General features: G+C 72.2%; 13 protein-coding genes. 7 read left to right on the forward strand and 6 right to left on the reverse strand.

Going from position 1 to position 19275, the window contains the following annotated elements; all coding sequences use genetic code 11:
- The first annotated feature begins 155 nt into the window (after positions 1-155).
- The 5 genes from G3N18_RS12905 to G3N18_RS12925 are packed head-to-tail and all read left to right on the forward strand — an operon-like array spanning position 156 to position 4095.
- On the forward strand, positions 156-1007 hold the full coding sequence (locus tag G3N18_RS12905; RefSeq protein WP_196384689.1) for a squalene/phytoene synthase family protein: 852 nt from the start codon (positions 156-158) through the stop codon (positions 1005-1007).
- On the forward strand, positions 1004-2569 hold the full coding sequence (crtI, locus tag G3N18_RS12910) for a phytoene desaturase family protein (protein ID WP_196384690.1): 1566 nt from the start codon (positions 1004-1006) through the stop codon (positions 2567-2569). Before G3N18_RS12905 ends, crtI begins: the two co-directional genes overlap by 4 nt.
- Position 2570: 1 nt before the next feature.
- Entirely contained in the window at positions 2571-2912 is a 342-nt protein-coding gene (locus tag G3N18_RS12915; protein WP_196384691.1) for a lycopene cyclase domain-containing protein, read from the forward strand.
- Positions 2912-3223 (forward strand): lycopene cyclase domain-containing protein, encoded by a 312-nt coding sequence (locus G3N18_RS12920; protein ID WP_338038576.1) that lies wholly within the window; start codon positions 2912-2914, stop codon positions 3221-3223. The genes G3N18_RS12915 and G3N18_RS12920 overlap by 1 nt, the downstream gene beginning before the upstream one ends.
- Positions 3220-4095, forward strand: a complete 876-nt coding sequence (locus tag G3N18_RS12925) for a prenyltransferase (protein WP_338038577.1) — start codon at positions 3220-3222, stop codon at positions 4093-4095. The genes G3N18_RS12920 and G3N18_RS12925 overlap by 4 nt, the downstream gene beginning before the upstream one ends.
- 54 nt (positions 4096-4149) lie before the next feature.
- Here the strand turns inward: G3N18_RS12925 and G3N18_RS12930 are convergent, their stop codons facing one another.
- Together G3N18_RS12930 and G3N18_RS12935 are read right to left on the reverse strand one after the other, a co-directional pair.
- Entirely contained in the window at positions 4150-7050 is a 2901-nt protein-coding gene (locus G3N18_RS12930) for a UPF0182 family protein (protein ID WP_196384692.1), read from the reverse strand.
- 119 nt (positions 7051-7169) lie between these two features.
- Positions 7170-8288, reverse strand: a complete 1119-nt coding sequence (locus tag G3N18_RS12935; protein ID WP_196384693.1) for a S16 family serine protease — start codon at positions 8286-8288, stop codon at positions 7170-7172.
- A 135-nt stretch (positions 8289-8423) separates the two neighbouring features.
- On the opposite strand from G3N18_RS12935, the gene G3N18_RS12940 reads away from it, so the two are divergent.
- Complete coding sequence (locus G3N18_RS12940; protein WP_196384694.1) at positions 8424-9878, forward strand: zinc-dependent metalloprotease; 1455 nt, start codon at positions 8424-8426, stop codon at positions 9876-9878.
- 854 nt (positions 9879-10732) lie between these two features.
- Here G3N18_RS12940 and G3N18_RS12945 read toward each other — a convergent pair.
- Positions 10733-12466, reverse strand: a complete 1734-nt coding sequence (locus tag G3N18_RS12945) for a UvrD-helicase domain-containing protein (protein ID WP_196384695.1) — start codon at positions 12464-12466, stop codon at positions 10733-10735.
- Positions 12463-13407, reverse strand: coding sequence for an NAD(+) diphosphatase (nudC, locus tag G3N18_RS12950; RefSeq protein WP_196384696.1), 945 nt, complete (start codon positions 13405-13407; stop codon positions 12463-12465). The genes G3N18_RS12945 and nudC overlap by 4 nt, the downstream gene beginning before the upstream one ends.
- Before the next feature lie 65 nt (positions 13408-13472).
- Here nudC and G3N18_RS12955 point away from each other — a divergent pair, with 65 nt between their 5' ends.
- Positions 13473-14846 carry a phosphotransferase gene (locus tag G3N18_RS12955; protein WP_196384697.1) on the forward strand — a complete coding sequence of 458 codons (1374 nt, stop codon included), beginning with the start codon at positions 13473-13475 and terminating at the stop codon, positions 14844-14846.
- A gap of 64 nt (positions 14847-14910) precedes the next feature.
- On the opposite strand, the gene G3N18_RS12960 is transcribed toward G3N18_RS12955, so the two are convergent.
- Both G3N18_RS12960 and G3N18_RS12965 read right to left on the reverse strand, forming a co-directional pair.
- Positions 14911-18366, reverse strand: a complete 3456-nt coding sequence (locus G3N18_RS12960; RefSeq protein ID WP_196384698.1) for an ATP-dependent DNA helicase — start codon at positions 18364-18366, stop codon at positions 14911-14913.
- Positions 18363-19275 (reverse strand): RecB family exonuclease (locus tag G3N18_RS12965; protein ID WP_196384699.1); only part of this gene is annotated, 913 nt, incomplete at its 5' end. The genes G3N18_RS12960 and G3N18_RS12965, both read right to left, overlap by 4 nt.

Raw genomic sequence — 19275 nt, forward strand, 5'->3', positions numbered from 1 at the left:
CGCGAGCTCGAGGCGAGCGGCGCCCGCGACGAGGTCGTGGTGCTCGTCGGCGACGCCCTGCAGCGGGCGCGCAGCCGAGCCGCCTCACCCGACCTGCCCGCGCCCGCCGTCGCGCTGCTCGCCGACATCGCGACCGCCATCGAGGTGCGCATCCCGTGACGACGACGCTCTACGACCGGTGTGCTCAGGATGCCGCGGCATCCGTCATCACCGCCTATTCCACCTCGTTCGCCCTCGCCTGCCGACTGCTCGGACCCCGCGTGCGCACGCACGTGCGGAGCGTGTACGCGCTCGTGCGCGTCGCCGACGAGATCGTCGACGGTGCCGCCGAACAGGCACACGTGCCCGCCGCGACGCAGCGTCTGCTGCTCGACGAGTTCGAAGCGGAGACGTTGACCGCGATCGCCCGCGGGTTCAGCACCAACCTCATCGTGCACGCTTTCGCGCTCGCCGCGCGGGAGTGCGGCATCGACGCAGAGCTGATCCGGCCGTTCTTCGCGTCGATGCGCACCGACCTGACCCGCACCGAGCACGACGCGCAGTCGCACGACGCGTACGTCTACGGTTCGGCCGAGGTCGTCGGCCTCATGTGCCTGCAGGTGTTCGTCAACGCGGGCCGCGCCGTGCCGACAGCGCCCACCCCCGACCTCGTCGACGGGGCGAGGCGCCTGGGCGCCGCCTTCCAAGACGTCAACTTCCTGCGCGACCGGGCCGACGACCGCGGGCGGCTCGGTCGCGACTACCTCGGCATCGACGACGACGAGTCGCGCGACGCCGTGCTCGCCCGCATCGAGAGCGACCTCGACGTCGCGGCGCTGGCGATTCCGCGCCTGCCCGCCGACTGCCGGCGCGCCGTCACGACGGCGCACGGACTGTTCGCAGAGCTCGCGCACCGGCTGCGCGACGACGACCGCGACGAGGTGCGCGTGTCGGTGCCGACCCCGGTGAAGGCGACCATCGCGGCCCGGGCGATCGCGCGGCGTCCGCCCCGCCGGAGCGCCTCGTGACCGGGTCTGCCGCCGTCGTCGGCGGCGGCATCGCGGGGCTTGCCACGGCGGCGCTCCTCGCGCGCGACGGATGGGAGGTCACGCTGTTCGAGGCGCGCGCCGATCTCGGCGGGCGTGCGGGGTCGTGGGAGCGTGACGGATTCCGCTTCGACACGGGGCCGAGCTGGTACCTCATGCCCGAAGTGTTCGAGCACTTCTTCCGTCTGCTGGGCACGACGGCCGACGCCGAGCTCGACCTCGTGCCGCTGACCCCTGCGTACCGTGTCTACCCCGAGCCCACGGACGGGGCGCCCTCTGCGCCGGTCGACGTCGTCTCGGGCCGCGACGAGATCCGGGCGCTCTTCGAGCAGCGCGAGCCGGGCTCCGGCGCGCGGCTCGACGCCTACCTCGACTCGGCCGGTGAGGCGTACGAGCTCGCCGTGTCGAAGTTCCTCTACGACACCTACCAGGGCACCGCGGGCCTCCGCGACCGCGAGGTGGTGCGGCGCCTGCCGCAACTCGCCCCGCTCCTCACCCGCTCACTCGAGAGCCACGTCGCGCGCCGGTTCGACGACCCGGTGCTGCGGCAGATCCTCGGGTATCCCGCGGTCTTCCTCGGAGCATCCCCCGCCACGGCGCCCGCGCTCTACCACCTCATGAGCCGCCTCGATCTCGACGAGGGTGTGCTCTATCCCCGCGGCGGGTTCACCGAGGTGATCGCCGCGATCGCGCGGCTCGCCGAGGCCGAAGGCGTGACGATCCGCACGGATGCCCCGGTCGAACGCATCCTCGTCGCCGGTGGCGCCGCGCGCGGCGTGCGCCTCGCCGACGGCAGCGAACACCCCGCCGACATCGTCGTGTCGACCGCCGACCTGCACCGCACCGAGACGGAGCTGCTCGCCACCCCGGCCGAGCGCACGTACCCGGAGCGGTGGTGGGAGCGCCGCAATCCCGGACCGGGCGCGCTCCTGATCCTGCTCGGCGTCGACGGAGAGCTGCCCCAGCTCGCGCACCATACGTTGCTGTTCGCCGCGGACTGGACGCAGAACTTCGACGACATCTTCGGTCGCGAGACGCGTATTCCCGATCCGGCATCGGTCTACGTCTGCCGCCCCTCGGCGACCGATGCGACGGTGGCGCCCGCGGGCAGCGAGAACCTCTTCGTGCTCGTGCCCATGCCCGCCGACCCGTCGCTCGGCCACGGCGGCGAAGACGGGGCGGGCAGTCCCACGATCGAGGCGGCCGCCGATCGCGTGATCGCGCAGATCGCCGACTGGGCGGGCATTCCCGATCTCGCGGCACGCGTGCGCGTGCGTCGCACGATCGCGCCCGCCGACTTCGAGAGCGACCTGGGTGCGTGGCGCGGGGGCGCGCTCGGACTCGCGCACACCCTCCGCCAGAGCGCGGTCTTCCGACCGCGGAACGCCTCGCGGCGCGTCGACGGCCTGCTCTACGCCGGCACGTCGGTGCTCCCCGGCATCGGCCTGCCGATGTGCCTCATCTCGGCGGAGCTGGTCGCCAAGCGGCTGCGCGGCGACACGAGCGCGGCGCGGCTCGCCGAGCCCGCCGCGGCGGGCGCCTGACGTGCCGGGGGTCTACCTCATCGCCCTGCTGGTGTCGTTCGCCGGCATGCTGACGCTCGACGCGCGGTACCGTCTCGCCCTGTGGGCGGCTCCTGTGCCGTCGGCTCTCGCGATCGCGATCGGCACGGTGTTCTTCGTGGTGTGGGATGCCGTGGGCATCGCCGCAGGCGTCTTCGTGCGCGGCGGCAGTCCGCTGCTGCTCGGCGTCGAACTCTTCCCGCACCTGCCCGTCGAAGAGCCGGTGTTCCTCGCGTTCCTGTGCCATCTCGCCCTCGTCGCCCATGCGGCGGCCCTTCGGTTCCGCGTGCGGCGCCGCGCGGCGCGCGAGAGCGGGGCCCGCTGATGTACACCCTGCTGACGGTGCCGTTCCTCGTGCTCGCCGCCGTCGTGACCGTCGCGACGGGGCGCCGGCCGGGCTTCGCCGATCGTATGCGCGCATCGGCATGGGCGGCTATCGTGCTGATCGTGCTGACCGCGATCTTCGACAACGTGATGATCGCCGCCGACCTGTTCACCTACCCCGAGCACCTCATCAGCGGCATCCGCATCGGGCTCGCGCCGATCGAAGACTTCTCGTATCCGCTGGGCGCCGCGTTCTTGGTTCCGGCGGTGCGGTGCCTGCTCACGCCGCGCGGGATCGAGGAACAACCGTGAGCGGCGGCAGCGTGCTGCGGCAGTTGTTCGTGTCGTCGCGTCCAGTCAGCTGGATCAACACGGCCTACCCGTTCGCCGCCGCATACCTCATGACCACGCGTCAGGTCGACGCAGTGCTCATCGTGGGTACGCTGTTCTTCCTCGTGCCCTACAACCTCGCGATGTACGGCATCAACGACGTATTCGACTACGAGTCGGATCTGCGGAACCCCCGCAAGGGCGGCGCGCACGGTGCTGTGCTCGACCGTCGCCTGCACCGCGTCACGCTGTGGGCGGCGGCGCTGACGTGCCTGCCGTTCGTCGTGTTCCTCGTGGCGGTCGGCTCGCCCGCCTCGTGGCTCGTGCTGGCGCTCAGCCTCTTCTTCGTCGCGTTCTACTCCGCGCCGCCGCTGCGCCTGAAAGAGCGGCCCGTCGCCGATTCGATCACCAGCAGCGTCCACTTCTTCTCCCCCGCCGTGTACGGCCTGGTGCTCGCCGGCGCGACGTGGACGTGGCCGCTCGTCGCGATCATTCTCGCGTTCGCACTGTGGGGCGTCGCCTCGCACGCGTTCGGCGCCGTGCAAGACGTCGTCGCCGATCGCGAGGCGCACATCTCGTCGATCGCGACCGCGTTCGGCGCCGCGCGCACCGTGCGCTTCTCGCTCGTGGCCTACGCCCTCGCCGGTCTCGTCATGCTCGGCACCCTGTGGCCGGGTCCCCTCGCGGCTCTGCTCGCGGTGCCCTACCTCGTGACGGTGTGGCCGTACCGTTCGGTGCCGGATGCCGAGGCCACCGCCGCCACGCGTGGCTGGGACCGCTTTCTGTGGCTCAACCAGTTCACCGGCTTCGCCGTGACGCTGCTGTTGATCTGGTGGTGGCTGCTCACCGAGTGAGCCACCGCCGCCGCCCCCGCCCGTAAGCGAGGACGGTGGCGGGGGCGACAGGCGTCAGTTGCCGGTGCCGTTCAGGGCGAGCAGCTTCTGCACGGCGGCGGTGAGGCGCGCGTCGGCCTCGGCGAACTTCGTCAGGTCGCCGGCCTTGAGCGCCGCATCGCGGTCGAGCATCGCCTGCTGGGCGTCTTTCAGCGCCGCCTGCTTGGCGACGTCGTTGCCCGAGCCGCCCGTCTCGCCGGTGCCGGGTTCGCCCGATGCGCTGGGGCTCGGCGTGGGCGTCACGTTGTTGTCGCCCGTCGAGGCTCCCGAGTCGCCGCCGAAGAGCGCGTCGAGGGCGCCCTGCAGGGTGTCTTCGAACGCGACGTCGTTGCCGAAGGCGACGAGGATCTTCTGCAGCGTCGGCAGCTTCGTCGAACCGGACGACTGCACGAACACCGGCTGCACGTAGAGCAGGCCGCCACCCACCGGCAGCGTCAGCAGGTTGCCGTTGAGCACCTCGGACTGACCCTGCTTGAGGATGTTGATGAACGCCGACACGCTCGGCTCGGAGTTGAACGTGTTCTGCACCTGACCGGGGCCGGGCACGGGCGTCTCGGCGTTGATCTCGAGCATGCGCAGCTTGCCGTAGTTGGCGCTCTTCACGCCCTTCTCCGACCCCGCATCGGCGTCGACCGAGAGGTAGCCCATCAGCACGTTGCGGGTGTCTTCGCCGCCCGGGATGAACGTCGTGAACATCGAATAGCTCGGGGCGTCCTGCCCGGGCATCTTCATGGTCAGGTAGTACGGCGGCTGCAGCACGGGGTTCGACTGCGTCGGGTCATCCGGCGTCTTCCACGCGTTGTCGCGCTGGTAGAACGACTGCGCGTCGTCGACGTGGTAGGTGCCGAGCATCGCGCGCTGCACCTTGAACAGGTCGGTCGGGTAGCGCACGTGGCTCATGAGGTCACCGCTCATGTCGGCGATCGGCTTGAGCGTCGAGGGGTAGACCTTCTGCCATGCCTGCAGCAGCGGGTCGGTCTCGTCCCACGCGTAGAGGGTCACCGAGCCGTCGTAGGCGTCGACGGTGGCCTTGACCGAGTTGCGGATGTAGTTCACGTCGTCGAGGGCGACCCGCGGCGTCGTGTTGGTCGTGTCGCTGATCGCGTCGCGCAGGCTCACGATCGACGAGTACGGGTAGTTGGCGCTCAGCGTGTAACCGTCGATGATCCAGACGATCCGGCCGTCGACGACCGACGGGTACGGGTCGTTGTCGAGCTCGAGGTAGGGCGCGACCTTCTGCACGCGGTCGATCGGGTTGCGGTCGTACAGGATCTGCGAGTCCTGGTTGATGCCGTCGGAGAAGAGGATGTCGGTCGACTGGAACTTGAGCGAGTAGATCAGCCGGTTGAACGGGTTGCCGATGTTCGGACCGCCGTTGCCGGAGAAGGTCGTCTTGGTCTGCGCCGACTCACCGGTGCCGCGCGGGTAGTCGAGCTCGATGTCGGCCGAACCCTCGGGGGCACCGACGATCGAGTACGTCGGCGACGACTCGCCGAAGTAGATGCGCGGCTCGTAGTTCTCGCTGTTGGTGAGGTCGCCCGCGGTCGGGATGCCGCGCTCGACGAACACGGGGTTGCCGTCGCTCGTGCGGGCGTTGCCCTTCGCGGCGACCATGCCGTAGCCGTGCGTGTAGACGAGGGTCGTGTTGTACCACGACGCGGCCTGACCCAGCTGGTCGAGGTTCAGCTCGCGCACCGAGACGACCGTGTCTTGCGACTGACCGTCGATCTGGTAGCGGTCGACGTCGAGCGGATCAGTGAACTTGTAGTACGAGCGGTACTGCTCGAGCTGGCGGACGGTCGGCGAGATGATCGCGGGGTCCATGATGCGGATGGATGCCGTGGTCTCGGCGTCGGCGCGCAACTGGCCGGGCTCGGCGTCGGTGACGGCCTGGAAGTCGCTCTTCTGCAGGCCGTCGATGCCGTAGGCGACCTTCGTCGCGTCGATGTTCCGCTGGTAGTAGGGACTCTCGAGCGTCTCTTGGTTGGGGCGCACCGAGATGTTGTAGAGCACCCACGGGTAGGCGATGCCCACGACGATCGACGACACGATGAGAAGCCCCGCGCCGATCAGCGGAAAACGCCAGCGGCCGATGACGGCCGTCACGAAGAAGGCGAGCGCGACGATGATCGCGGCGATCGCGAGGATCGTGAGGCCGGGAATGATGGCGTGGTCGTCGACGTAGCTCGCGCCGGTGATCCGGTCACCCTGCTTCGTGAGCGTCTTGTAGCGATCGAGCCAGAGGCTCGCGGCCTGCACCAGCAGGTAGAGCCCGGCGAGCACGGCGAGCTGGATGCGCGCGGCCTTCGAGACGCGAAGTTCGCGCTGCCCCACCCGCACCGAGCCGTAGAGATACGCGACGAGCACGGTCACGCCGAGGCACACGAGGATGACGGCTGAGGCGAAGCCCAGCGCGGCCGACAAGAACGGCAGCGAGAAGAGGTAGAACCCGACATCCATCTGGAACTGCGGGTCGGTCGTGCCGGTGTCGACGCCGTTCGCCCACAGCCACACCGTCTCCCACTGCGCCGCGGCAGCGAAGCCGGCGAAGAAGCCGAAGAAGACGGGGATGCCCCACATCGCGAGCCGGCGCAGCGGCTCGACGACCTCTTGGTAGTGATCCAGCTGCGAGCTCAGCCTCGCGTAGACGGGGCGCAGCCGGTAGGCGAGCTGGATCGCGGCGAAGACGGGCACCGCCATCGCGGCGAAGCCCACGAGGAACATGATGACCCGCGCCGTCCACTGCGTCCACAGCACACCCGTGAAGCCCAGCTGATCGAACCACAGCCAGTCCGCATACAGGCTCGCGAAGATGAAGAAGCCCACCACGATGACGGCTATCACGACGAGCGTGATCGCGATCGCTTTGCGGACGGGATTCGGCGTGGCCTGGTTCGGCGCGGAGGTCGTGGTCACCCCACCATCCTAGGCGCGGGTGCGCGACTCGGCCCCGGCGGCGTCTCGGCGAGCGGGCCGTTCGGGCGGATTCCCAGCAGAGCGTTACGAAGGCGTTGCCGGAGCGCCCGGTGCCAGGCTCACGAGCAGGTCGGCAGCGCGTCGACCTCGCCGTCTCCGCGGATCGCCTTGAGTGCGTCGAGCGCGTCGTCGAGCGTCGACACCTTGAAGACGCGGAGACCCGAGGGGATGTGCCCGACGACCTCGTCGCAGTTGTCGGCGGGCGCGAGGAACCACGTCGCCCCGGCATCCACGGCGCCGTACATCTTCTGGCGGATGCCGCCGATCGGGCCCACCGTGCCGGCGGCGTCGATCGTGCCGGTGCCGGCGACCTGCTCGCCGCCGTTCAGCTCGCCCTCGGTGAGGGTGTCGATGATGCCGAGGGCGAACATCATGCCCGCCGACGGCCCGCCGACGTTGTCGAGCTGGATCGTCACCTGGATCGGGAAGTCGTAGTCGTGCATCGTCGACACCCCGATGAGCCAGACGGTGTCACCGTCCGAGGTCGACTGCTTCGGCGTGACGGTCTCGTCGAGCGTCTGACCGTTGCGCTCGATGGTGAGGACGACGGGGGCTCCCCCGCCGGCGTTGATGATCTCGCGGAGCGCGGGTGTGTCGGTGATGGGCGTGCCGTTCGCCGCGCGGATGACGTCGTCCTTCTGCAGGATGCCCTGAGCGGCGGAATCGTCGGTCAGCGAGTACACCCGCACCATCGGCTTGACGTCGTAGCCGAGCTCGGTGAGGGCGGCCGCGGTCGCCTCTTTCTGCGAGTCGACCATCATGACGGCGCTCTCTTGATCGCGCTGCTCGGTGGTCTGGCCCGCCGGGAACACGTCGTCGAGGGGCAGCACCGCCTTCGACGGGTCGAACCAGGCGAGGGCGAGCTCGAACCACGACGGGGTGCGTTCGCGCGAGCCCACGACCTGCACGGTGAGCAGGTCGAGTGCTCCGGCGGTCGGGTAGGTCTGCGCGCCGTCGATCGAGATGAGCGGCACGGTGTCGCCGTCGGAGTTCTGCACCGAGCCGAGCGTGTTGAAGACCGGCCCCGGGCGCTGGATCACGAACGAGGTCGGCAGCACCGTGAGCGCGAGCAGCGCGAACAGCGCGACCGTGAGGGCCCAGACCCCCACGGTCGTGCGGCGCGACATGCGGCGGCGGGGCGCGGGCACGATCGTCGTGCCCTCGTCGAACAGTGCCACGGCAGACCCTTCCGGCCGGTCGTTCGCGATCGGCGTACAGACGATCCCCTCACCGGCGGTGCGAGACGCGCCGCGGCGGAGACCGTGCGACTAGCGTAGAACGCGACGACTTCTGCCTGCTGAAAGGCGCCTGACATGGCTGACGACGAGAACCCCGACCGCTCCGGCGAAGACGAGTTCCAAGAGCTGCTGCGCAACCTGCTCGGCGGAGCGGGTGGCGCGGGCATCGACCCCGCGCAGCTCGAAGGGCTCTCGCGCATGGGCGTCGATCCGGCGATGCTGCAGCAGATCATGGGGCAGATGCAGGCGGCCTTCACGCAGAGCGCCGCCGCGGGCGGTGCGCCCGACGGCATCGACTGGAGCGGTGCGAAGACCCAGGCGCTGCACCTCGCCAACCGCGACGGTCTCGGCATCACCGCGGGCGACCGCACCGAGTTCGACCAGGCATTCGCCCTCGCGACCCTGTGGCTGAGCGAGGCGACGACGGTCTCAGACCTCGCCTCGCCGCCCGTGGCGATCACCCGCGGGCAGTGGGTCGAGCAGACCCTGCCGGTGTGGCAGGAACTCGCCGAGCCGGTCGCCGACTCGATCGCGGGGGCGCTCACCTCGGTGCTCGACGAGCAGACCCCCGAAGAGATGCGCCAGCTCGTCGCCGGCGCCGGCGCGTTCATGCGCCGCATCGGCGGGTCGATGTTCGCCGCACAGCTGGGCGGCGTGATCGGTCGACTCTCGCTCGAGGTGGTCTCGGGCGGGGATGTCGGCATCCCGCTCATGCCCGACGGCGTCGCGGCGATCCTGCCGCAGAACTTCGCCGACTTCGGGCGCGACCTCGAGGTCACCGACGACCAGCTGGCGCTCTACCTCGCCACGCGCGAGCTCGCGCACGCGCGCCTGTTCCGGCACGCGAAATGGCTGCGGCTGCACGTGATCTCGCAGGTGACCGATTTCGCGCGAGGCATCCACGTCGACACGTCGGCGCTCGAAGACCTCGCCGCGCGCTTCGACCCGTCGCAGCCCGAAGAGCTGCGCTCGCTGCTCGAATCGGGGGCGCTCCTCCCCCAGCGCACGCCCGCGCAAGAGGCGGCGCTCACGCGCCTCGAGAACCTGCTCGCGACGATCGAGGGCTGGGTCGACGTCGTGACGGCGGATGCCACGGCCCGCCTGCCCGAGGCGCCGAAGATCGCCGAGGCCGTGCGCCGCCGCCGCGCCGTCGGCGGACCCGCCGAGCAGGCCATGGCTTCGCTCGTCGGCCTCGAACTGCGCCCGCGGCGCCTGCGCGAGGCGTCGGCGATGTGGCGTGCGGTGACCGACGCCGTCGGCGCCGCCGAGCGCGACAGCCTGTGGGACTACCCCGACCTCATGCCGGGCCCCGGCGACATCGACGACCCCGCCGGGCTCATCGTGCGGCTGCGCGCACGGGCAGCGGGCGAGGCGCCGCCCCGCGACGCGATGGACGACGCCCTCGACGCGCTGCTCGCCGAGGCGGCGGCCGATGAGGCCGGTGACGGGCCCGCGACCGGCGACGGCCCGGACGGCGGAGATTCCGCGGACGGCGGCGACACGGCTCCGGACGACCCCCGACCCGTCTGACCTGTCGGAGCAGACGTCGGCGGGCGCCGCGCGGCGCCCGCCGTCATCGCCTCCTCCACAGGGCGGCGATTCCCCGTGACGTCACCCTCCCCTGTGGACAGCCGGCGCGGGGCATCCGGCAGCGCGGCATGATCGGGGCATGCTCCGACTCGCGCCTTCGCATCCGCCCCTGTGGCGCACCGATTCCAGCATGCAGCTCGGCCCCGACGGGTCGGTGCGGGTCGACGACGTCGCCCCATGGCAGGAACAGCTGCTCGACGCGCTGACCGAAGGCATCCCCGACGCGATGCTCCTGCCGCTCGCCCGGACCCTCGGCGCGAACGAGGCCGACGCGGCGCGATTCGTCGCCACGATCGGCGGGGCGCTCGCCCCGGCCCCGGCCACCGCGTTGCCCGCGCAGGCCGAGATCCCGGCCGACATCAGCTTCGCCGAAGCCGACGCTCTTGCCCACGGCCTGCGGGCCGGCGGCCTCGACGCGGTGAGCATGACCCGCTGGCGGCACGACGCCCCCGATCCCGCCCTGCCGATGATCCTCGTCGCCGACCGCCTCGTCGAGCCGCGACGCGCGGGGGCACTGCTCGCCGCCGACATCACGCATCTGCCGATCGAACTCGCCGGCGACCGCGCCGTGGTGGGGCCCCTCGTCGTGCCGGGTGTCACCGGATGCCTCACGTGCCTGCACGCCCACCGCACCGACGCCGATGAGAGCTGGCCTCTCGTGGCCGCGCAACTCATCGGACGGGAGCGCGTGCGCACCGACGCCGGGCTCGTGCTCGAGGCGGCGGTGCTCGCGGCGCGACTGCTGCACGCGGCATCCACCGGCGCCGTCTCCGCGACGGCGCTGTCGGTGACCCTCAGCTGCGCGGACGTGCGGCGCGTGTGGCGCGCGCACCGCCCGCACGCAGATTGCCTGTGCCGATCTCCTGAACGAACCGCGAGCGCTGACGCGGACGCGCCGAGCCCTGCGTCGACGATCCGACCTGCTCGGACCACGACAGAGACAGCGTTCGCCCGGCCCGCGTGACACCGACGTAGGCGAGACGCCGCTCTTCGTCGATCTGCTCGAAGCCGGTCGCGTAAGAGATCGGCAGCAGCCCCTCCGACAGCCCGACGAGGTGAACGTGGGGCCACTCGAGGCCCTTCGCCGCGTGCAGGGTCGCGAGGGTGACGGTGCGCAGCGCCGGCTCGTGCTGATCGCGCCCGCGCGCCATGAGCTGGTCGGTGAAGGCGCGCAGCGTCGTCCCCTCAGGGGCTTCTTCGGCGAGGCGCAGCACGGCGGCGCGCGCCTCCCAGCCGTCGCGCAGCGCTCCCCCGGCGGGCGGCGGCTCGTCGGTGAGGCCGAGACCGCGGAGGATGTCGCGCACGGTCGCGAGGAACGACGTTTCGACCGGCGCGACCGACGCCCCGCGCAACGCCATCACGGCTTGGCGCACCTCGGGCAGGTCGAAGAACCGCTTGCCGCCGAGCACACTCGCCGCGATCCCTCGCGATGCGAGGGCCGCAAGGAGCGGCGCCGACTGCGCGTTGGCCCGGTAGAGCACCGCGATGTCGTCGGGCGAGATGCCCGCGTCGATCTGCGCCGACACGGCGGCGGCCACACCGTTTGCTTCGGCGGTGTCGTCGGGGTAGGCCGTCGCGACCGGTGGCACCGGCTCGCCGCCGTGGGCACTCGTCAAGGTCAGAGCGCCGGGGCGGCCGCGCATGAGCGCGTTCGCGACGGTGAGGATGCCGGGGTCGGAGCGGTAGTTGCGCTCGAGGCGCACAACCTCGGCATCGGGGTGCCGGTCGGTGAAGTCGAGCAGGTACCGCGGATCGGCGCCGGCGAACGAATAGATCGTCTGACTCGGGTCGCCGACGACGCAGATGTCGTGCCGGTCGCCCAGCCACAGCTCGAGCAGTCGGTGCTGCACGGGCGAGACGTCTTGGAACTCGTCGACCGTGAGGTGCCGGTACTGCTCGTGCACTGCTGCGGCGACCCGGGGCTCCGACTCGAGCATGCCCGCGCACGCGAGCAGCACGTCTTCGAAGTCGAGCTGACGCCGCGCGTCCTTCACCTTCTCGTAGGCGCGCATGAGGTCGGCGAGAGCGCCCGCGTCGAGGCTCCCGAGCCCCGTCGGGTGCGCCGCGGCATCCTGATCGATCGTGCGCATGGCGACCTTGCGCCACTCGATGCGACTGGCGACATCGCGCAGCGTCGCCGCGTCGAGGTGCAGGCGCAGGCCGTCGGCGGCCTGACCGAGCACCCGCACCTTCTTGTCGATGATCGAGGGGGCGGTGTCGTTCGCCACTTGCGGCCAGAAGAAGTTCAGCTGAGCAAGCGCGGTCGCGTGGAACGTGCGCGCCGCGACGCCGTCGACCCCGAGCGCGCGGAGGCGCCCGCGCATCTCGCCCGCGGCCTTCGACGTGAAGGTGACCGCCATGACGCGGCCGGGCGAATACGCACCCGTGTCGACGCCGTGGGCGATCCGATGCGTGATCACGCGGGTCTTGCCGGTCCCCGCGCCGGCGAGTACGCACACCGGGCCGCGCAGCAGCGATGCCGCGACCCGCTGCTGTTCGTCGAGGGACGCGAGGGCGTCGCCCGTCACGCGGAGCGCTCCACCCAGTCGAGGATCAGGCGGTGCGCGATCGAGGCCGGGCCCGGCAGCGCGAACCCGGCTCCCCCCGCGGCATCCTGCGCCTGCGCCGCGAAAGCCTCAGCCAGCTCGTCCCGAGCGAACCAGCGCACGTCGACGATCTCTTCGCCGTCGCCCCGGGCCTCGGCGCCGGGAACGGCGGTCGCGTGGAAGCCGAGCATCAGCGAACGCGGGTAGGGCCACGACTGCGAACCGCGATACCGCACGTCGGTGAGGGCGATGCCGGCCTCTTCGAGCACCTCGCGCGCGACGGTCGACTCGAGCGACTCGCCCGCCTCGACGAACCCCGCGAACGTCGAGTACATGTTGCGACCGGCCCAGAGCGCGTTCTTGCCGAGCAGCAGCCGCTCACCGTCGGCCGACTGCACCGCCACGATCACCGCGGGGTCGGTGCGCGGAAAGTGCTCACGGCCGCACGCGGGGCAATGCCGCGCCCAGCCCGCGGCACGCACGACGGTGCGCGCCCCGCATGCCGAGCAGTACGGCGCGTCGACGAGCCAGCGGCCGAGCGAGACCGCCTCGACGAGCAGGCCCGCATCGATCGGGTCGAGCGCACCGCCCACCTCTCGGAGCGCACGCCATTGGGCCGCCTGTTCCGCCGCCGCGGGCGCCTCGGCATCCGTCGCCGTCACCGCGAGCAGGACTGCTGAGCGCTGCGCATCGCGGCCGAGAAAGGCCCATTCCGCCGCCGCACCGACGGCGTCGGGGGTGAGCAGGTGCAGCCGTGATCCGGATGCCTCGACGAGCCCCCGATCGCCGTGCACCGCGACGACCCGCGTCGCAGCCTCGCCGCGCAGCAGGTCGACGAGACCCTCGACGGAGCGCTCGTCGGCGGCGCGGTCGATGCCGGCGCGCGCGAGCGGCGGGGACTCGGGGGCGCGGTGTTCAGGCATGCGGGACCTTCCTTGCCGGGCGTGGCGCGCGGGCCGTGGAGGCACGGCAGACCTAACCTGGGGGCATGGCACGCTCTCCTCTCACTCTAGCCGCGACCGTGACGTCGGCTCTGCCCCGCGTCGTGGTGACCGGTGTGGGCTCGCTGAGCGAGGGAACGTCGGGCAGGTACGACAGCGCGATCGCCGAACTCGACGACGGCAGGCGCGTGGTCGTGCGCGTGCCGGTCGACGACGGCGCCGACGCCGACCTCGTCGCCGAGGCGCGCGCGCTGCGCTCGCTCACCGCGGGTGTGCGCGGGGTGCTGCCCTTCGGAGCGCCCGACGTGCTCGGCGAGACCCGTGTCGACGGGCGCCTCGCTCTCGTGCAGACGCTGCTGCCGGGGTATCGCGTCGACGCGGCGCACGTGCCCGCCGGGCGCGGCATCGCGACCGCCCTGGCGACCGCGACGGCGCAAGTGCACGACCTGCCTGTGACGGTCGTGCGCGACGCCGGCCTGCCCATGCTCACCGCCGACGAGGTGCGCGCCGACGCCGAGCGGCTGCTCGATGCGGCCGAAGCCACGGGACTGCTCCCCTTCGGTCTGCTGCGCCGCTGGAGCACCGCGCTCGGCTCGGACCCGCTGTGGCGCTTCGAGACGACGGTCGTGCTCGGCGGCGTCGACCCGGCCTCGTTCGTGTTCGAAGACGACGCCGACGGTGTGCCGCAGGTGACCGGACTGCTCACGTGGGGCGGACTCGGGGTCGGCGACCCCGCGATCGACCTGCGCTGGACGGCGTCTGCCCCGGCCGCCCGCGACGACGTGTTCGACACCTACGCCCGCGCCTCGCACCGCGCGCCCGATGCGCAGATCGCCGAGCGCGCGCGGCTGCACGCCGAGCTCGAGTTCGCGCGCTGGCTCGTGCACGGCCAGACCGTGGGCTCTGAAGAGATCGTCGCCGACGCGATCGCGCTGCTCACCGCACTCGACGACACGATGCGCGACCAGCCCGCCGTCGCCCACGAATCGACCACGGCCGACGACGCGATCGCGGCGAGCGAGCGTCTGCCGCTCGGGGGCTCGGCCCTCGGTGCCGCCGCGATCGACACGTCGATGCACACCGACACGTTCGACCCCGAGACCCTGGCCGGCTTCCTCGCCGACAAAGAGGCGCGCCCGGCCGATCGCGAGAGTGGCCCGGATGCCACCGTGCCGATCGACCTCTCGGAATGGTCGGGGCTCACGTTCGACGACGGCGCCTCCGGCACGGCGGCCAGTGCGCGCGAGGGCGCGGCAGTAACAGAGGATGCCGGCGCCGGGGGTGCGCCCGCGCGCGACGGCAGCCGTGACGGCGCAGACCGGGGCGGCGACGAGCAGGTGACTGCGGATGACGCGGAGCGCGACGCCGAACTCGACACGGCGGCACGGAACGCCCTGCGCCGCTGGACCGGCACGGTCTGACCCGCGGCGCACCGCGCGGCGACCCGCGCCACGCCGCACCCGCGGCGCCCTGCGGCCCAGGGCGTCAGTCGCGGATGATCAGGTCGTCGGCGACGTAGTACAGGGCCACGTCGATCAGCTCGGCGGGAACGCCCGAGCGCGCTTCGTACGCCCGGCGGTAGAGGCGCAGCTGCGCCAGACGTTCCTCGCGCTCGACCGCGGTGCGCGGCGGACGGCCCGTCTTCCAGTCCACGATCTCGATCCGCTCCCCCCGCCGGTAGACGGCGTCGAGCTTGCAGATCGCGATGTGCGGGCGACCCGGCGGTTCATCCGGCAGCAGGTCGTCGAGAGCGACGTCGATCTCGACCTCGACCTCGATCGGCTGCAGGTCGGCCCATTCCGAAGCGAGGAAGTGCGCGCGCAGGTCGTCGAGCGCCTGCGCGTCGGCGGCAGACAGTTCGTCGGCGTCGGTGTCGGCGTCGCCCTCCCACAGGGCGTCGTCGGGTGAGGGTCCCGCGCCGACGAGGCCGGAACGCTGTTCGACCCACGAGTGGAAGAGGGTGCCGAGCCGCGTCTGCCGGTAGGGCCGCTCGGGCATCGGCAGCGCGTAGGCGGCGACCGCCCCGGCGTAGTCGGCGACGAAGTCCTTGTACCGCGACGCGGGGATGCGGGTGGGAGCTGCGGCCAGCGCCCCCGCCTCGCGCTCGGCGCGTTCGGCGAGCAGCAGCGCGAGGTCGCGCGAGGGATCGACGGCCTCCTCGTGCTGCGCCCGTCGCACCTGCTCGGCGGCGGCGATCACGGCCTGCCGCCGTGCGCCGAGCGGATCGATCGGCCACGCCAGCAGCCGGCTCTGGTCGAGGTAGGGGTTCTCGCCGAGGTCGTCGGGCACCTCGAGTGGCGCCGCCGTCGCGTCCGCGATCTCGTCCAGGAACACTCCGGGGCGGCGCGCAGACTTCGTCCCCGACCACGCCGACCCGCTCACGAGCAGCCGGTCGCGGGCGCGCGTGACCGCGACGTAGGCGAGGCGGCGCTCCTCGTCGAGCTGGCGAGCGGCGAGGGCCTGTTTGAAGGCATCCAACGCATCGCGCAGGTCGTGCTGGGTCGGCGCCTCGTCGGCGCTCCAGGCCAGGCGGGGCAGCCATGCCCGGTCACCGCGGAACGGGTAGGGCAGCACGCCGAACCGCAGCCAGCCGAGCCCGTCGCGGGGTTTGGCGGGCAGTTCGTCTTCGACAGCGCGGACGACGGCCACGGCATCCCACTCGAGCCCCTTCGACCCGTGGATCGTGAGCAACTGCACCACGTCGTCTTCGGGCGGTTCGGTGCGCGGGGCGAACTCGTCGGCGCGTTCGGCACGGTCGAGCCAGGCGAGCAGTGCGGGAAGCGACCCGCTGTCGTCGGCGGCAAGGAACCCCTGCAATTCGTCGATGAAGGCGCGCAGCTGATCGCCCGCGACCCGCGCGGGCCCGCGCGCCTCGTTGACGGCGAGCTCGATGTCGAGGCGCAGCTCGACCTCGATGAGTCGCACGAGTTCGGGAACGGGCAGCCCGGCCGCACGGCGTAGGCCCGCGAACACCGCCGATGCCTCGCGCAGGCGGGTGCGCCCGGCGGCGCTGAACCCCTCGAGCCAGCCGTGGTCGTCGCCCTGCCGCCCGATGAAGTCGAGCGCGTCGGTAAGCGAGGCGCCCTCGTCGCCGGCGTCGCGCAGCCGTTTCACGACATCGGGCTCGAGCGAGCGCAGCGAGACGTCTGCGCGGGCGATGCGCCGTGCGAGCGCCGCGAGCGCGCGCAGATCGGGCACCCCGATCGCCCACCGCGGTCCGCTGAGCAGCCGGATGAGCGACGACCCCGCGCGGGGGTCGCTGATCACCCGGATCGCGGCGACGACGTCGACCACCTCGGGTGTCGAAAGCAGGCCGCCGAGACCGAGGATGCGATGCGGGATGCCACGGCGCCCGAGCGCGTCGGCGAAACGCACCATGTGCTTCTTCGCGCGGAAGAGCACCGCGCCCGTCGTCTGCTCCCCCGCGGCGGCGCGCTCGGCGCGCACGCGGGCGAACCAGTCGGCGACGCGGTCGGCCTCGGCGTCGACGTCGGCGTCGTACGTCACCTCGACGAGACCGGCGGGCGCCTTCGGGCGCGCCACGAGCTGCCCGACCGGCACGGGGGTACGGGCGGTCAGCGGCTGCAGTACCGCGCCCGCTGCGGCCAGCACCTGCTCGCTGTTGCGCCAGCTCGTGAGCAGCGAGAAGTGGTGCGCACCGCCGGCGGGGGCGAACGCCGCCGCGAAGCCGCCGAGGTTACCTGCGCTCGCGCCGCGCCAGCCGTAGATCGACTGATGCGGATCGCCGACGGCCATCACGGCCGTTCCGGCGAACAACGCCCCGAGCAGGTCGCTCTGCACGACCGAGGTGTCTTGGTACTCGTCGAGCAGCACGACGCGATAGCGCGACCGCAGCTCTTCGGCGACCGACGGATGGGCGCGCACGATCTGCAGCGCCCCGGCGACCTGATCGGAGAAGTCGATGAGGCCGCGGCGGCGCTTCTGCGCGTCGTATTCGCGGGCGAGGCGTGTGAGCGGCGGCAGCCACCCGACCGGCGCCACGGCGTCGCGCACGGGAGCGAGCGGGCCGGTCCCCCGACGCGCAGGACGCTCGAGCACCTCGCCGAGGTCGTCGGCGAACGCGGCGACGGCATCGAGGTCGGCGAGGTTGTCGACCGCGTCGCGGGCCAACGCGAGCGCCGCGTCGATGATCGTCGAGGGGCGTCTGTCCACGTCTTCGAGTGCCGGGTCATCGGAGGCGTGCACGACGCTGCGCATCAGCAGCCAGGCGGCCGATTCGCTGAGCACGACCGACTCGGGGTCGCGGCCGATGCGCACCGCGTTTTCGCGCACGAGCTGATCGGCGAAGCTGTTGTACGTCGCGACGGTCGGGCGGTGCAGGAGGGCGTCGGACGCCGCGTCGGATGCCCCGGAAGCTGTCACAGGGGATGCCACAGCGCCGGCATCGCCCGCCCCCCGGCTCTCTCGCACGCGGGCATCCGCCTCTCCTCCCGCCTCGGCCGCGACGCGCGCCTGCAGCCCGTCGAGCACCGCGAGGCGGGCTGCCTCGGCAGCACGCGGGTCGCTCTCGTTGTGCTCGATCAGACCGAGAGGTTCGAGAGCACTCGCGCGGTAGAGCCGTTCCAGGTGCGGCAGCAGGCCGCGGCGCTCGTAGTCGCCGAGACGGGTGAGGCGGCGTTGGATGCGCTCGGCGAGCTCGCCCGCCGCCTTACGCGTGAAGGTCAGCCCGAGCACCTCGTCGCGGCGGACGAGCCCGTTCGCGACGAGCCACACGACCCGCCCGGCCATCGTCTCGGTCTTGCCGCTGCCGGCACCGGCGACCACGAGCGCCGGCTCGAGCGGCGCGGCGATGACGGCGGCCTGCTCGGGGGTCGGGGGGAACTGGCCGAGCGCCGCGGCGATCGCCTCGGGTGAGATCTCCGGTGAGATCGCGCGCGCGGCGATGCCGGCCGACGAGGGGAGCGTGGAGAGGTCGGTCATGAGCTGCTCACCGGGCCGATCGTGTGGATGCGGCACAGGCCGTGCGTGTGGTCGTCGCGGCAGTGCGCTTCGTAGGGCGCCAGGAACTGCGCGCCGCCCATGACGTGCACGGCGTCGTCGATGCGGCCGAGGAAGGCGGCGCGGGTCTCGTCGTCGAACGGAGGCTGGCCGGGCGTCGCGTACGGCGCACCACGTGTGGGCTTCAGCACGAGCAACTTGGCGCCGCCCGCAGGAAGCCCCGCCGCGGCCGGAATCGCGCCCTGCTCGAAGGCGAGCTGGTAGGCGCTCAGTTGCGGATTTCCCACCGCCGCCGCGGGCCCGGTGGCCTGCGTGCGCCCGGTCTTCAGGTCGACGATGACGACCGTGCCGTCGCCGGTCAGCTCGACGCGATCGATCGTGCCGCTGATGACGGCGGGGTGCGCGGCGCCCGCCACGGGAACTTCGAGTTCGAAGTGCGGTTCGGCGCCGAGCAGCGTCGTGCCCGCTGCTTCGGCGTCGCGCAGGTAGCGGCCGAGCCGGGCGATGAGGTCACGCGCCCGCGTGCGCTCGGTGCGTTCGATCCACGCGGCGTCGAACGCGAGCTCGCCCCAGCGCGCCTCGACGCTCGCCCACAGGGCGTCTTCGTCGGCACCCTCGGCGTGTTCGAGCGCCGCGTGCAGCAGCGTGCCGAGCCCCGCGCCGACACTCCCCGCGTCGCCGCCGAGATCGCCGATCACCCAGTTCAGCTGGCACTCGTCGATCGCCTCGAGTTTCGACGGCGACACCCGCGCGGGCTCGGCGGAGAGGTCGTAGAGCGGGCCCGTGCTCGAGGGCGACGCGACGCCGTACCACTCGTCGGGATCGGCCCCCGCGACCCCGGCGGCGGCCAGCAGCGCGAGCTGCCCGGCGGCCTCGCGGCGCGCCGCCGCG

This window comes from Microbacterium paulum, from assembly GCF_015707995.1.
GTDB lineage: Bacteria > Actinomycetota > Actinomycetes > Actinomycetales > Microbacteriaceae > Microbacterium > Microbacterium paulum.